The 12,472-nt window shown below is 54.4% G+C and carries 11 protein-coding genes; 6 read left to right on the top strand and 5 right to left on the bottom strand.

All coding sequences use genetic code 11. From position 1 onward, the window contains the following. Positions 1-121 precede the first annotated feature (121 nt). The 6 genes from ACLQ7H_RS01410 (at position 122) to araD (ending at position 6,781) form a co-directional block, all read left to right on the top strand. On the top strand, positions 122-1,039 hold the full coding sequence (locus ACLQ7H_RS01410) for a substrate-binding domain-containing protein (protein WP_411751123.1): 918 nt from the start codon (positions 122-124) through the stop codon (positions 1,037-1,039). Between the two features lie 217 nt (positions 1,040-1,256). Next, positions 1,257-2,747, top strand: coding sequence for a sugar ABC transporter ATP-binding protein (locus ACLQ7H_RS01405; RefSeq protein ID WP_261161388.1), 1,491 nt, complete (start codon positions 1,257-1,259; stop codon positions 2,745-2,747). Then, positions 2,744-3,733 carry an ABC transporter permease gene (locus ACLQ7H_RS01400; RefSeq protein WP_411751122.1) on the top strand — a complete coding sequence of 330 codons (990 nt, stop codon included), beginning with the start codon at positions 2,744-2,746 and terminating at the stop codon, positions 3,731-3,733. The genes ACLQ7H_RS01405 and ACLQ7H_RS01400 overlap by 4 nt, the downstream gene beginning before the upstream one ends. A gap of 15 nt (positions 3,734-3,748) precedes the next feature. Then, positions 3,749-5,239 (top strand): FGGY-family carbohydrate kinase, encoded by a 1,491-nt coding sequence (locus ACLQ7H_RS01395; RefSeq protein ID WP_411751121.1) that lies wholly within the window; start codon positions 3,749-3,751, stop codon positions 5,237-5,239. Continuing rightward, positions 5,226-6,095 carry an L-ribulose-5-phosphate 3-epimerase gene (locus ACLQ7H_RS01390; RefSeq protein ID WP_411751120.1) on the top strand — a complete coding sequence of 290 codons (870 nt, stop codon included), beginning with the start codon at positions 5,226-5,228 and terminating at the stop codon, positions 6,093-6,095. The genes ACLQ7H_RS01395 and ACLQ7H_RS01390 overlap by 14 nt, the downstream gene beginning before the upstream one ends. Further along, complete coding sequence (araD, locus tag ACLQ7H_RS01385; RefSeq protein ID WP_411751119.1) at positions 6,089-6,781, top strand: L-ribulose-5-phosphate 4-epimerase; 693 nt, start codon at positions 6,089-6,091, stop codon at positions 6,779-6,781. Before ACLQ7H_RS01390 ends, araD begins: the two co-directional genes overlap by 7 nt. Before the next feature lie 234 nt (positions 6,782-7,015). On the opposite strand, the gene ACLQ7H_RS01380 is transcribed toward araD, so the two are convergent. The 5 genes from ACLQ7H_RS01380 to apbC form a co-directional block, all read right to left on the bottom strand. Beyond that, positions 7,016-8,020 carry a LacI family DNA-binding transcriptional regulator gene (locus ACLQ7H_RS01380; RefSeq protein ID WP_411751118.1) on the bottom strand — a complete coding sequence of 335 codons (1,005 nt, stop codon included), beginning with the start codon at positions 8,018-8,020 and terminating at the stop codon, positions 7,016-7,018. 168 nt (positions 8,021-8,188) lie between these two features. Then, on the bottom strand, positions 8,189-10,030 hold the full coding sequence (gene asmA, locus ACLQ7H_RS01375; protein ID WP_411751117.1) for an outer membrane assembly protein AsmA: 1,842 nt from the start codon (positions 10,028-10,030) through the stop codon (positions 8,189-8,191). Positions 10,031-10,064: 34 nt separating this feature from the next. Next, positions 10,065-10,646 (bottom strand): dCTP deaminase, encoded by a 582-nt coding sequence (dcd, locus tag ACLQ7H_RS01370; protein WP_024484888.1) that lies wholly within the window; start codon positions 10,644-10,646, stop codon positions 10,065-10,067. A gap of 125 nt (positions 10,647-10,771) precedes the next feature. Beyond that, the gene (udk, locus tag ACLQ7H_RS01365) at positions 10,772-11,413 is read right to left on the bottom strand and encodes a uridine kinase (protein WP_021180590.1); all 642 of its coding nucleotides are present in this window, start codon (positions 11,411-11,413) and stop codon (positions 10,772-10,774) included. Positions 11,414-11,762: 349 nt separating this feature from the next. Then, positions 11,763-12,472, bottom strand: a 710-nt coding sequence (gene apbC / locus ACLQ7H_RS01360) for an iron-sulfur cluster carrier protein ApbC (RefSeq protein WP_411751116.1), incomplete at its 5' end; no start/stop codon positions are given.

Below are 12,472 nucleotides of genomic sequence, written 5' to 3'. Positions count from 1 at the left end.
TAGTTTTAAGCAAACAATGATATCGCCCTTTAATGGCGAGGCCGATTCCTGGCCGATAACGACCTAATTATTATAAATAACACTGAAAGAAAAATACCGCCCTACAACAGGAGAATAAACTATGTTTTCATTGCTCAAGAAAACCTTACCCGTGATGCTCGCCGGCGGCATGCTGCTGGCCAGCCAATCGACATTCGCCAAACAGATCACCATTGGCGTTTCTTTCCAGGAAATGAACAACGACTATTTCGTCTCCATGAAACAGGCATTAGAGCAGGCCGCCGGTGATATTGGCGCCAAGCTGTATATTGCAGATGCCCATCATGACGTCTCAAAGCAGATTAATGATGTGGAAGACATGCTGCAAAAGAAGGTCGATATTTTACTGATTAACCCAACAGACTCGGTTGGCGTGCAGTCGGCGGTGATCTCGGCCCACAAGGCCGGAGCGGTTGTCGTGGCGATCGATGCCCAGGCCGAAGGCCCGTTGGATTCCTTTGTCGGTTCGGAAAACTATGATGCTGGTTTCCAGGCAGGTGAATACCTGGCCAAATCTCTGGGCAACAAAGGCAAAGTGGCGATCCTGGACGGTATCCCGGTGGTGCCAATCCTGGAGCGCGTACGCGGCTTTGAGGACGCCATTAAAAAACACCCGGAAATGCAGATTGTCACCAAGCAGAACGGCAAACAAGAGCGTGATACTGCGCTAACCGTAACCGAAAACATGCTGCAATCCACTCCCGATCTGGCCGGTATCTTCAGCGTCAACGACGTAGGTGCCTTGGGCGCATTGGCAGCCATTGAGAGTAACGGTGCCAAGGTCAAATTGGTCAGCGTCGATGGCCAGCCAGAAGCGATTAAAGAGATCTTGAAGCCTAACTCGCCGTTTATCGCCACCTCCGCACAGTTCCCACGCGATCAGGCACGTATTGCCTTGGGGATTGCCTTGGCTCGCCATTGGGGTGCCAACGTTCCTAGCACCATTCCGGTGAAAGTGAAGCTGATCGACAGCAGCAACGCCAAAGGCTTTAGCTGGTAAACGCCAGCCTTGAGATCGATTACAAAGCGGCAAGGTTGCTGAATGTGTAGCGGGGCAAACCTATGTTTGCCCCAAACCAACGCATTGATTATCCAGGTAGGCGTTGCATTCAGGTAAGCGGGCGCAGCATGCGGCGCCCCTACAACACAACGAGCCGGTTGAGGTTGGTACCCGATAGATTTCGCAACGGTGGGTATAAAACCCGAAGGAGTTAACCGTGACGGCGTTATTAGAATTAAAACAGATCAAGAAGTCCTTTCCGGGCGTGAAGGCGTTGGACGGTATTGACCTCACCATTCAACACGGCCAAATACACGCCTTGCTAGGGGAAAACGGAGCCGGTAAATCGACGCTGGTGAAAATCCTGTGTGGCATTCACCAACCAGACTCTGGTGAAATAATCATGGAGGGCACCAGCCGCCAGTTTGATAATTATCGGCAAGCCATTAATGCCGGAGTGGGGATCATATTTCAGGAGTTCTCGCTTATTCCTTACATGAACGCCCTGGACAATATTTTCCTCAACCGGGAAATCAAGAACCGCTGGGGATTATTAGATCGAAAAGCGATGCGCAAGAAAGCCGAGGCTATTTTCAAGCGGCTGACGGTGAATATCGATCTGGATTGCCCGGTGGCACAGTTGAGCGTAGCGCAGCAACAGTTTGTCGAGATTGCCAAGGCGTTATCATTGGACGCCCGCGTACTGGTGCTGGATGAACCTACCGCCACCTTGACGCCGGGTGAAGCCGACCATCTGTTCAGCGTAATGAACGACCTGAAACTGTTAGGCGTCGGCATGATTTTCATCTCACACCACCTGGATGAAATCTTCACCATCTGCGATCAGATCACCGTCTTGCGTGACGGCACCTATGTGCAAACGCTGCCCACGGCCGATACCAACGTGGATGAGCTGGTGAAGCTGATGGTCGGGCGCAAAATTGAAAATGCCTTCCCGGTGAAGTCGCATCCTGTCGATACTTCGGTACGCCTGTTGGAAGCCAGCATTCAGCGCACCAAACATCAGCAGGAAGATCGCTTCCACCTGTTTAAAGGGGAGATCCTGGGATTTGCCGGACTCGTGGGCTCGGGCCGAACCGAGACGGTCTCCGCGCTGATCGGTGCCAGCGCCTGCTATCGCAAGCAAGTCAGCCTTAGTGGCCAGCCTACCACCCTGCGTAACCCGGCTTTGGCATTGAAGCAAGGCATTGGTCTGTTGCCGGAGAGCCGTAAAACCGAAGGGCTGGTGCTGCCATTTTCCGTGGCGCAGAACATCACCCTCAACCGCCATGAGCGGTTCGGCAAGATATTCGTTAACGCCCGTAAGGACGACGATATCGTTCAGCGCCTGATCCGCGCGGTGGGGGTGAAAACCCCGGATGCGGATACCGCCGTCAGCACCCTGAGCGGCGGTAACCAACAGAAAGTGGTCATTGCCCGCTGGTTAAACAATGACTGCAACATCCTTATTTTTGATGAGCCTACCCGTGGCATTGACGTCGGCGCCAAATCCGAAATCTATCAGCTGATGCAACAGCTCACGCAGAAAGGCATTTCTATCATCATGATTTCATCCGAATTACCGGAAATTATCGGCGTTTGCGATCGCGTGCTGGTGTTCCGTGGTGGCCACATTGTGGCCGAATTGGCAGGTGATGAAATCGAATCTCATAACATCATGCTTCATGCAACCGGGAGTGCATTATGATCGGAATTGAACAATCCCCACCTACACACGCGCCCCAGAAGCAGAGCCTCGGCAAGCGCTGGGAGAAGTTGCTGCACCACCCTGCGATGCTGCCTTTTATCGGCTTCGCCATTCTGTTCCTGATAATGAGCGGGCTTAATGACAGCTTCCTGACGGTCAACAACCTGACCAACGTGGCACGCCAGGTGTCGATCAACGCCATTATTGCGGTGGGTATGACCTGCGCAATCCTGACCGGGGGAATCGATCTCTCGGTCGGGCCGGTGATGGCACTGTCTAGCTCAATTGCCGCTGGCTTGATGCTGGGAGGGATCCCTATTCCTCTGGCAATGGTCGCCGCGTTGGCGATCGGCGCCCTGTTTGGCCTGGCGAATGGTGCCTGCATTGCCTATCTGCGCATGCCGCCGATTATCGTCACCCTGGCCTCGATGGGGATCGCCCGTGGTTTGGCGTTGCTGTACACCGGCGGCTATCCGATTTCTGGCCTGCCAGACATGTTCTCCTTCTTCGGCCGCGGTTCCGTACTGGGTATTCAAGTACCGGTGCTGATCATGGTCGGCGTTTATATCCTGGCCTACCTGATGCTTAACCACCTGCCGTTTGGCCGCTATGTCTACGCCATTGGCGGTAATGAAGAGGCCGCGCGCCTGAGCGGTATTCGCGTACCCCGTTACAAAGTCCTGGTGTATGTGGTGAGTGGAACGACCGCCGCACTCGCAGGGTTGGTACTCACTTCACGCCTGATGAGCGGGCAGCCCAACGCCGGTGAAGGTTTTGAACTGGATGCCATCGCCGCCGTCGTGCTTGGTGGGGCCGCCATTTCCGGTGGCAGGGGCGCCATTATCGGCACGCTGGTCGGGGCCATGATGCTTGGCGTACTGAACAACGGCCTCAACCTGATGAGCGTATCGCCTTACATCCAGAACGTGGTCAAGGGTGGCATTATCCTCGCCGCTATCTACCTCAGTTCCAGCCGCCGTAAATAAGCAGGGAGAACCGATATGGAATATTTTCTGGGCATTGATATTGGCGGCACGCTGATCAAGGCGGGCTTATATCGGGCTAACGGTGATGAAATTGCCGTGGCGGAGTGTGATGGAGAAACGGTTTCCCCACAGCCCGGCTTCTCGGAACGTGAGATGGAACCCCTGTGGCGCGACCTTTGCCAGACCATTCGCCAGGTACTCAGCCTCGCGGCAATAACCGGCGATCGGGTGCGCGGCGTGAGCTTCTCGTCTCACGGTAAAGGGCTATATGCCATTAATAAAAAAGGCCACCCGGTGCGCAACGGCATCGTTTCTTCCGATACTCGTGCCGGTTCAATGGTGGTTGAGTTACAGCAGCAAGGCATCGAAGCCGTCACCTACCCGCGTAGCCTGCAACCCATCTGGAACAGCCATCCGGCAGTACTGCTACGTTGGTTGAAACAGCATGAACCCGCGCAGTATGAGGCGATTGATCGGGTGCTGATGGCTCATGACTACCTGCGTTTTCGCCTGACGGGTGAAGCGACGGCAGAGATCACCAACATCTCTGGCAGCAACCTGTTTAACCAGCAAACAGCCGACTACGACCCGGTATTGATGGCAGCATTCGGCATTGAAGAAGTGGCCGATAAAACCGCGCCGCTGCTAGGTTCCGCCGAGCTTGCCGGGCAAGTGACCGCCACTGCCGCCGCCCAATGCGGATTACCCGCAGGAACGGCGGTGTATGGTGGGCTGTTTGATGTGGTTGGTGCGGCCTTGTGCTCGGGTGTCGTCGACGATCGCACACTGAGCGCGGTGGCGGGTACCTGGTCGATCGCTACCTGCGTCACGGAAAACCTGATCCCCTCCTCCCATCCCTTTGCCTGGGGGCGTTATTGCATGGAGGACCGCTACTTTGTCCACGAGGGTAGCCCAACCTCAGCGAGCAATCTGGCCTGGTTCCTACGTCAGTTTTGCGACAACGATCATCAACGCTATGCGCAGTTCAACCGTTGGGTGCAAGAACGCAACAAGCAGCCGAGCGACATCACATTCCTGCCTTATCTGTTCGGTTCCAACCTCGGTAGCCATCTGCCAGGCGGGCTGATTGGCCTGAGCGGGCACCATGATATGGCCGATATCGTGCACGCGATCTATCAGGGCATCGTGTTCTCTCATCTGGTTCATCAGGATCGTCTGGTCGCGCTGAATCCACGCGTAGAGCGTATTCGCATGACCGGCGGCCCTACGCAGTCCGACGTCTGGATGCAGATGTTTGCCAACGCCGGTAATTTGCCGCTGGAAGTGGTGAATATCCAGCAAAGTGGCTGCCGGGCCGCGGCGATCTGTGCCGCCGTTGGCGCCGGGGAGTACAGCAGCTTTACCGAGGCCGTACAGGTTATTCAGCCTGAAGTGCATATCTATTATCCCGACGCGGCAGCAAACAGACGCTTACGCGATCGCTATACGGGCTACCTGAATATCGCCCAAGCATTAAATGAGGCCAACCAGCATGCAAACCACTAATAACGTCTCTCTTGGGCTGTACGAGAAGGCCTTGCCAGCAGATCTTGATTGGGCACAACGCCTGGGTATCGCCAGCGAGCTGGGTTTCCAGTTTATGGAGATCTCCATTGATGAGCAGCCGGAGCGCCAACAGCGTCTGGACTGGGATCGTCAGCAGCGGCTTGCGCTAATTAACGCCCGTTTTGACAGCGGCATCACGGTGCCCAGCATGTGCTTATCCGCCCATCGTCGTTATCCGTTTGGCAGCAATGATGCCGCCATCCGCCAACAGGCGCGCACCTTGATGGAAAAGGCGTTGGCTTTCGCCGTCGACGTCGGGATCAGGAATATTCAGCTAGCAGGTTATGACGTCTATTACGAAACTGCCGATCGCCATACGCGCCAGCGTTTTATCGAAGGCCTGCAATGGGCGGTAGAGCTGGCAGCCAAAGCCCAAGTGATGCTGTCCGTGGAGATTATGGATACCACCTTTATCAACAGCATCAGCAAGTGGCGCGAGTTTGCCAGGCAGATTGAAAGCCCGTGGTTTACGGTTTATCCCGATATCGGCAACCTCAGCGCCTGGGGCAATGACGTCGCTTTTGAGCTGGAACAGGGCATCGAAAAGATCACCGCCATCCATTTAAAAGATACGTTGCCGGTACTGCCGGGCACCACAGGGCAATTCCGCGATGTGCCTTTCGGCAGCGGCTGCGTCGACTTTGCCCATACGTTTGCCGTGTTAAACCGGCTCAACTATCGTGGCCCGTTCCTGCTGGAAATGTGGACACGCAACGATGGCCAGGATATCCAACATATCGCCCAGGCCAAAAGCTGGATCGAGCAGCAGATGAAACAGGGAGGCATCACATGTTAAGCGAGTTGAAGCAGCAGGTGTTGGCGGCCAATCTCAGCCTGCCGGGTTATGGTTTGGTGACCTTTACCTGGGGCAACGTGTCGGCGATCGATCGCCAGCAGGGGCTGGTGGTGATCAAACCTTCGGGGATCGCCTATGAGGTGATGACGGTCGACGATCTGGTGGTGGTGGATTTGGACGGCGTGATCCGAGAAGGGCAGCGTAAACCGTCCTCGGATACCGATACCCATTTGGCACTGTATCGTGCCTTTCCCACTATCGGCGGCATCGTCCATACCCACAGCCGTAATGCCACCATCTGGGCACAGGCTGGCCAGGCGATCCCGGCTCTGGGCACCACACACGCCGACTATTTTTATGGCGACATTCCCTGCACGCGCCCCATGCGTGAGGACGAGATTGCTGGCGACTATGAGCGGGAAACCGGCCAGGTGATTATCGAGACGTTCCAACAGGCGAAGCGCGATCCGCAACAGGTGCCTGGGGTGCTGGTCTATTCTCACGGGCCGTTCGCCTGGGGAAAAACGGCGGCGGATGCGGTGCATAATGCGGTGGTGATGGAGGAAGTGGCGGCTATGGCGATGGCCACGCGGCAATTGACTCCGACGATCCCGCCAATGCAACCCGCGCTGTTGGATAAGCACTTTTTACGCAAGCACGGTAAAAATGCGTACTATGGGCAGTAATGGGATGGGATTAGCCTGATAATTCAGATAATTACCCCTAACCCTCTCCCACAGGGAGAGGGGACCGAACGTGGCACGGATTAACCTCAGTACCCGACCTCAATACTGAATACATTAAACAGGCGTAGCATGCAGCCCCCTTTCGCAGTGCCACAGATTAGCTTTCGCACCCAATAGCATCACCGGATCAGCTCCCTCTCCCTGTGGGAGAGGGTTGGGGTGAGGGGCAGCACATCACTCGACAAGTAGCATCCCGGTAAAGAATTCCCGCCGTAAAGGTTGATCGCTGTGATTATTTTTTATCGCATTAAACAATAACTCCGCCGCAATTTCCCCTAGCACCTGCGTATCGTGATAAACCCCGGCAATATGTTGCCCATAATCCCGCGCCTTAGGCGGTTCATCGATCGAGAAAAATTTCACCCGATGATAAATATCCAACTGATGGCACAACGAAATAGCACCCAGCGTGATAATACCGTTGAGGCCAACGATATAATCCGGCTGATGCTGTTCATCGGCAAGATATTCTTTCACCCGTGCCGCCTGCGAAATAAAATCATAGTCGCCATTGATAATGGTGATTTTACTCCCCTTCTCCTCCAGAGCATCAATAATCCCCCGGGTTCGCGTCAGGGTAATTTCCGAGTCGGCAGGGCCGCCCAAGATCAGAATATTACTTTCCGGCTGCGCGGCCAAATATTTCCCGGCCAGCTTGCCAATCTCTTGGTTGTTGAGAAAAACACCACTAAGCTGTTGATTATAAATGTCTCTATCAATCAGAATGAGCGGAGTGTGATAGCGTTCGGCCTGATCAAGATAGGCGGGTTGATAGTGCCGATCGTCGCGTACGGCAGAGAGCAAAATGCCCCGCGCTTTATAACCGAATAGCGCCTGTACCGCCTGCATTTCAGCCTCTTCACTGCCGTCGGTATCAAACAGCATAATCTGATAACCCTGCATGCGAGCAATACGCGATACGGTTTGGATCAGATTGGAGTAAAAAGGGTTATACATGCTGCTGGTAACAATGCCGATAATTTGGCTGCTACTTTTCTTTAATCCCTGTGCGAAAGCGTTGGGAACATAATTAAGCTCTTTGGCAATAGCATGAATTTTCTTGAGCGTTTCAGACTTTACCAGTTCGGGTTTATTAAAAGCACGGGAGACAGTGATATTGGTCACGTTGGCTCGGCGGGCAATATCCACAATGGTGGCATTAGAATTCGCTTTTGACACCGTCAATCCTTGCTTTATTCATTAACAGATCCCTTATTGTAGGGAAGCCATCAGCAGTATGCCAGATGAATATGAGCGGCCAGCTTGAAATCTATAGGGTATAGAAGCAGAAGGGGCAAACCCGCGCTCATCCAACCTAAAGAGAGCGCGGGCAGTGTTTGATAAGGCTTAAAGCTTATCGAGCAGCTTTTTCAGATCCTCGCCTTCCTGAGAGCTTTTATTCTTCTCTGCCCATTTGTTCAAGGCATCCTTGGCACGATCCTGCAGCTTTTTACGCAGTAGTTGATCGACCTGCAGCTGATAATTGAGCTGATCCCACGGGCCATAGACGCGCAGCGGGATCGGTGTTTCGCGCAGTTGTGCAATCAGCGCATTGTTGCCCTGCCAACCTCCCGTCACCAGTACGTTCATGGTTAAATCGCACTGTTTTCCGGGCATATCTAGCGTACCGCTGCCGGTCAGGCTCATCACCGGTGACTCTGCCTGTAGCTCGCTGAGCGTGATCTGCCCCTTGCTCAAGCTGGCCTTGGCGTTCATTTGTTGCACGGCGGTGTAGCGCTGGTTGTTATCCTCACCACGCACGCTACTGTCATTACGTGCCACGGCTTGCTGGATAAGCTGTTGAATATTCAAACCATGAAGTTGCGCATTCTGCATGGACAGTTCCGCCGTCCCTTGCCAGCGATGTTCGAAAGCCTTGGCGTTGAGGCGGTCTCCACTCAAAGCGCCCTGCATGTTGAACGTACCGGTCAACGCCGATGGCATGTCGAAGGCCTTGAGTACCTCGCCCAGCTCAATGTGCCGTAACTGCGGCTGCAGTTTAATCAGCGGCTTATCAGTTCGCGCATCCATCGAACCAGGCAGGGAGAAATCACCGCCGGCCAACTTGCCAGACAGCGTAGCCACCGTCATTAATCCCTGTTGGTTGTTTGCCTGCACCGCCAACTGGTTAATCGACATCCCTCGGTAGGTGACCTGATCCGCCTGCAGCTTGAGCTGTGCGTTAAACTCACGTAACGCCTGTAAATTCTGTTGTGGATCGTCCGCCTGGTTGGCGATCACCGGGGAAGAAGTCACCGGCTGCGGCGGTTTCGCCTCATCAGGGGCTTTTGTCTGCCAGCCCGAGAGCGCATCCAGATTGAGCTGCGTGGCGCTGAGAGCCAAGGTGTAAGTCGGCACTGGCCCCAACTGTACGCTAGCACTCCCCGTCAGTTGGCTATCATTAGCACTGAGCATCAGTTGGCTCAAGGCAATTTGCTGCGATGACTGCTGATAAACCGCCTGTGCGCTCCCCTCCCCCTTGATGGCACCAGCAAGAATATCTGCGCCCTCAAGCTGGTAACTAAACTGCGTGACCTGCGCGCCTATCTGCCGGGGAAACTGTTGCAGATCGAGATTCGCCACCAGGTTAAAGCTCAGATCGCGTTGATCGCGATTCACCCGGCTGGAAAGATCTATCTGCGCCTGGTGCTTGTCATTCTGCTTCAGGGTTAGATTGATATCGCGAACGTTGATCTGCTCGTTGTTGGCTCGTTGCCAGATCAGCAGGCTGTCCACCACCCGCAGGTTGTCGATATCAAATTTCCACAGGGATCCTGAGCTATCATCCACCGGGTTACCACCGGGGGCGATAGGGGCATCGGGCTGGTTTTGCTCTGCGCTGTCGGGGGTCAAACGGATGACGGCATTTTTCAGCATCACCTGCTTAACGTAAAGTTGGTGGGAGAGCAGTGGCAGCAGTTTGACATCCAGACGCATATTATCTGCGCTAACCGCAGGAGCCGCTGCGCCAGGCGCAGTCAGCGTCATTCGCCCGGCAAGAATGCTCAGCTGCGGCCAGACATGCCAACGAAGGTCGCCTTCCAGCGTCAGATGATAGCCGCTGCTCTGCTCAACCTTCTTGATCATATAGCTGCGAAAATCATTCGGATTAACCAACAGCACCAAGGCAGACATTCCTGCCACCAGCACCACCAGCACAATCACCAAAGCAGTCAGTAGTCTTCTCATGCCATCCTCGTGTCAGCGCAATACCGGTTCGCTGTTAATCCTTGTCAATACGACTGGCCACGGCCCCTTGCTGATCCCTGTATTTCGCGTCCTGGCGGCTGTTGTATGGCCGTGCCGCAGGCCCGGAAAGCGGTTCAAAACTCAGCGCACCGATCAACATGCCAGGGCGTAGTGCCAACGGCAGCTTACCTGAATTATAGAACTCCAGCACAATACAGCCTTGCCAACCTGGATCGATACGGTGTGCGGTAACGTGCACCATCAGCCCCAGGCGAGCTAACGAAGAGCGGCCATCGAGCCAGCCGACCAGATCGTTAGGAATGGTGACCGATTCCAGCGTCACCGCCAGCGCCAGTTCCCCCGGATGGAGGAAGAAGGCTTCGCCTTCCGGCAGCACGATTTCATCGCTCATTACGCGGTCAAGGGCGGCACTCACTTCATCCTTTGGGCCACTGAGATCGATAAAGGCAGCGGTATGACCACGGAAAACACGGAACTGATTGCCCAGGCGGACATCCACTGTGGCCCCGTTAATACGCTCAATGGGAGGACGCGGTGAAATCACCAGTTTTCCGTTATCCAGCCAGGCTTCTATATCGCGGTCGCACAGTCTCATTATTTTCTCCATTCCATCAAGGCGCATAAACTCATACGAAAATTGCCACACAACGGGCTCAAGATCTATGTCAGGACTCAAATAGTTCGCTAAAGGCCAGCAAAACATGCTGGCCTGCTAATGACTTATTCAAAGAATTGGCTGATTTTTGCCTTCAGGATATCTATCGCGATGCGGTTTTTACCCCCGCGCGGCACGATAATATCGGCGTATTGCTTTGAAGGCTCAATAAACTGCAGGAACATTGGGCGGACGGTTTTCTGGTACTGCGCCATCACGGAATCCATGGAGCGGCCACGCTCATTCACGTCGCGCTTCATACGGCGCATCAGGCAAATATCCAGCGGGGTATCGACAAAGATCGAGAAGTTCATTTCCTGGCGCAGGCGGATATCCGTCAACAGCAGGATCCCCTCAAGGATGATCACTTTCTTTGGCTCCAGATGAATCGTCTCTTTCTTACGCGTATGTTCGGTGTAGCTATACAACGGCAGCTCAATCGCCTGGCCGGACTTCAGCATTTGCAGATGCTGGAACAGCAGGTTGTGATCCATGGCGCTGGGGTGGTCATAGTTGGTTTTGACCCGCTCTTCCATGGTCAGGTGCGTCTGGTCTTTGTAGTAACTGTCTTCCGGGATCACACCGATATGTTGATCGCCAACCTGATCGCGGAGTTCGCGGTATAACGTACTGGCAATAAGGCTTTTTCCGGAGGCTGATGCGCCAGCTATACCAATAATGACGCACTGATGCGACTTGTCAGTCATAAAATTAAAGACCTGATTTCAATGTGGGGAAAGGGGGTGTAAAACACGCTAATTATAGGGAGTTAGTACTCCTGGCGCCAGCGTTTAGACGGTAAGACGGGAGATAATCCCCAGATTTACGCTCAGATTTTCTTTGTACCGGAGGATTTAAGTTTTTACGCTACTGTAAATCAGCGACTCGGGAACACGCCGCAGTTTGACTTTTTCACCAGCCCACCACACCGCAACTATCAGACCAGACAGCGACAGAGCAAACTCTGTAGCCAATCGCCACTCTGTACAACACCCTCTCCTTTTTGGGGAGAGGGCTGGAGCGATGGAGAAAACCGGGCACGTAATTCGAGGCGTATCAGAGCGCGCGGAAGGAGATCTCGGTAGGGATCGCTTCCCCCTGCCAGTACATCTGAGCCGCGACGCGCCCCGCCAGTTGACGGTACATCTCGGCAAACTCGCTGTCCGGGCGGCTGACCACGGTCGGTTGTCCGCGATCCAGATCTTCACGCAACGAGATATGCAACGGCATCTGCCCCAACAGGCGGCTATGGTATTTCTGCACCAGCTTCTCTGCCCCACCGGTGCCGAAAATTGGCTCGTGGTGACCACAGTTGCTGCACACATGCATGCTCATGTTCTCAACGATGCCCAATACCGGCACATGCACCTTTTCGAACATCACAATGCCCTTGGCGGCATCAAGCAGGGCGATATCCTGTGGTGTCGTCACCACCAGCGCACCGGTCACCGGGATATTCTGCGACAGCGTCAGTTGGATATCCCCAGTTCCTGGCGGCATATCCAGCACCAGATAATCCAGATCCGGCCACAGTGTATCCTGCAACAGTTGCAGCAGCGCCTTGCTGGCCATCGGCCCGCGCCATACCATGGCGTTGTCGTCTGTCACCAGATAGCCGATAGAGTTGGTCGCTAAACCGTGCGCCACGATCGGAGCCATATGCTGGCCGTCCGGCGATGTTGGGCGTTCATGTTCAGTACCCAGCATGTTGGGGATCGACGGGCCATAAATGTCCGCATCCAGGATCCCCACTTTGGCACCTTCGG

Origin of the sequence: Serratia sp. (in: enterobacteria) (genome assembly GCF_046715635.1) — a bacterium.
GTDB lineage: Bacteria > Pseudomonadota > Gammaproteobacteria > Enterobacterales > Enterobacteriaceae > Chania.
Note: the sequence above shows the minus strand (reverse complement) of the source record. Positions and strands in the feature narration are given on the sequence as shown.

Coding starts and splice junctions, on each gene's coding strand:
- ACLQ7H_RS01410 (WP_411751123.1), top strand. CDS start 122: ATGTTTTCATTGCTCAAGAAAACCTTACCCGTGATGCTCGCCGGCGGC.
- ACLQ7H_RS01400 (WP_411751122.1), top strand. CDS start 2,744: ATGATCGGAATTGAACAATCCCCACCTACACACGCGCCCCAGAAGCAG.
- ACLQ7H_RS01395 (WP_411751121.1), top strand. CDS start 3,749: ATGGAATATTTTCTGGGCATTGATATTGGCGGCACGCTGATCAAGGCG.
- ACLQ7H_RS01390 (WP_411751120.1), top strand. CDS start 5,226: ATGCAAACCACTAATAACGTCTCTCTTGGGCTGTACGAGAAGGCCTTG.
- araD (WP_411751119.1), top strand. CDS start 6,089: ATGTTAAGCGAGTTGAAGCAGCAGGTGTTGGCGGCCAATCTCAGCCTG.
- asmA (WP_411751117.1), bottom strand. CDS start 10,030: ATGAGAAGACTACTGACTGCTTTGGTGATTGTGCTGGTGGTGCTGGTG.
- dcd (WP_024484888.1), bottom strand. CDS start 10,646: ATGAGACTGTGCGACCGCGATATAGAAGCCTGGCTGGATAACGGAAAA.
- udk (WP_021180590.1), bottom strand. CDS start 11,413: ATGACTGACAAGTCGCATCAGTGCGTCATTATTGGTATAGCTGGCGCA.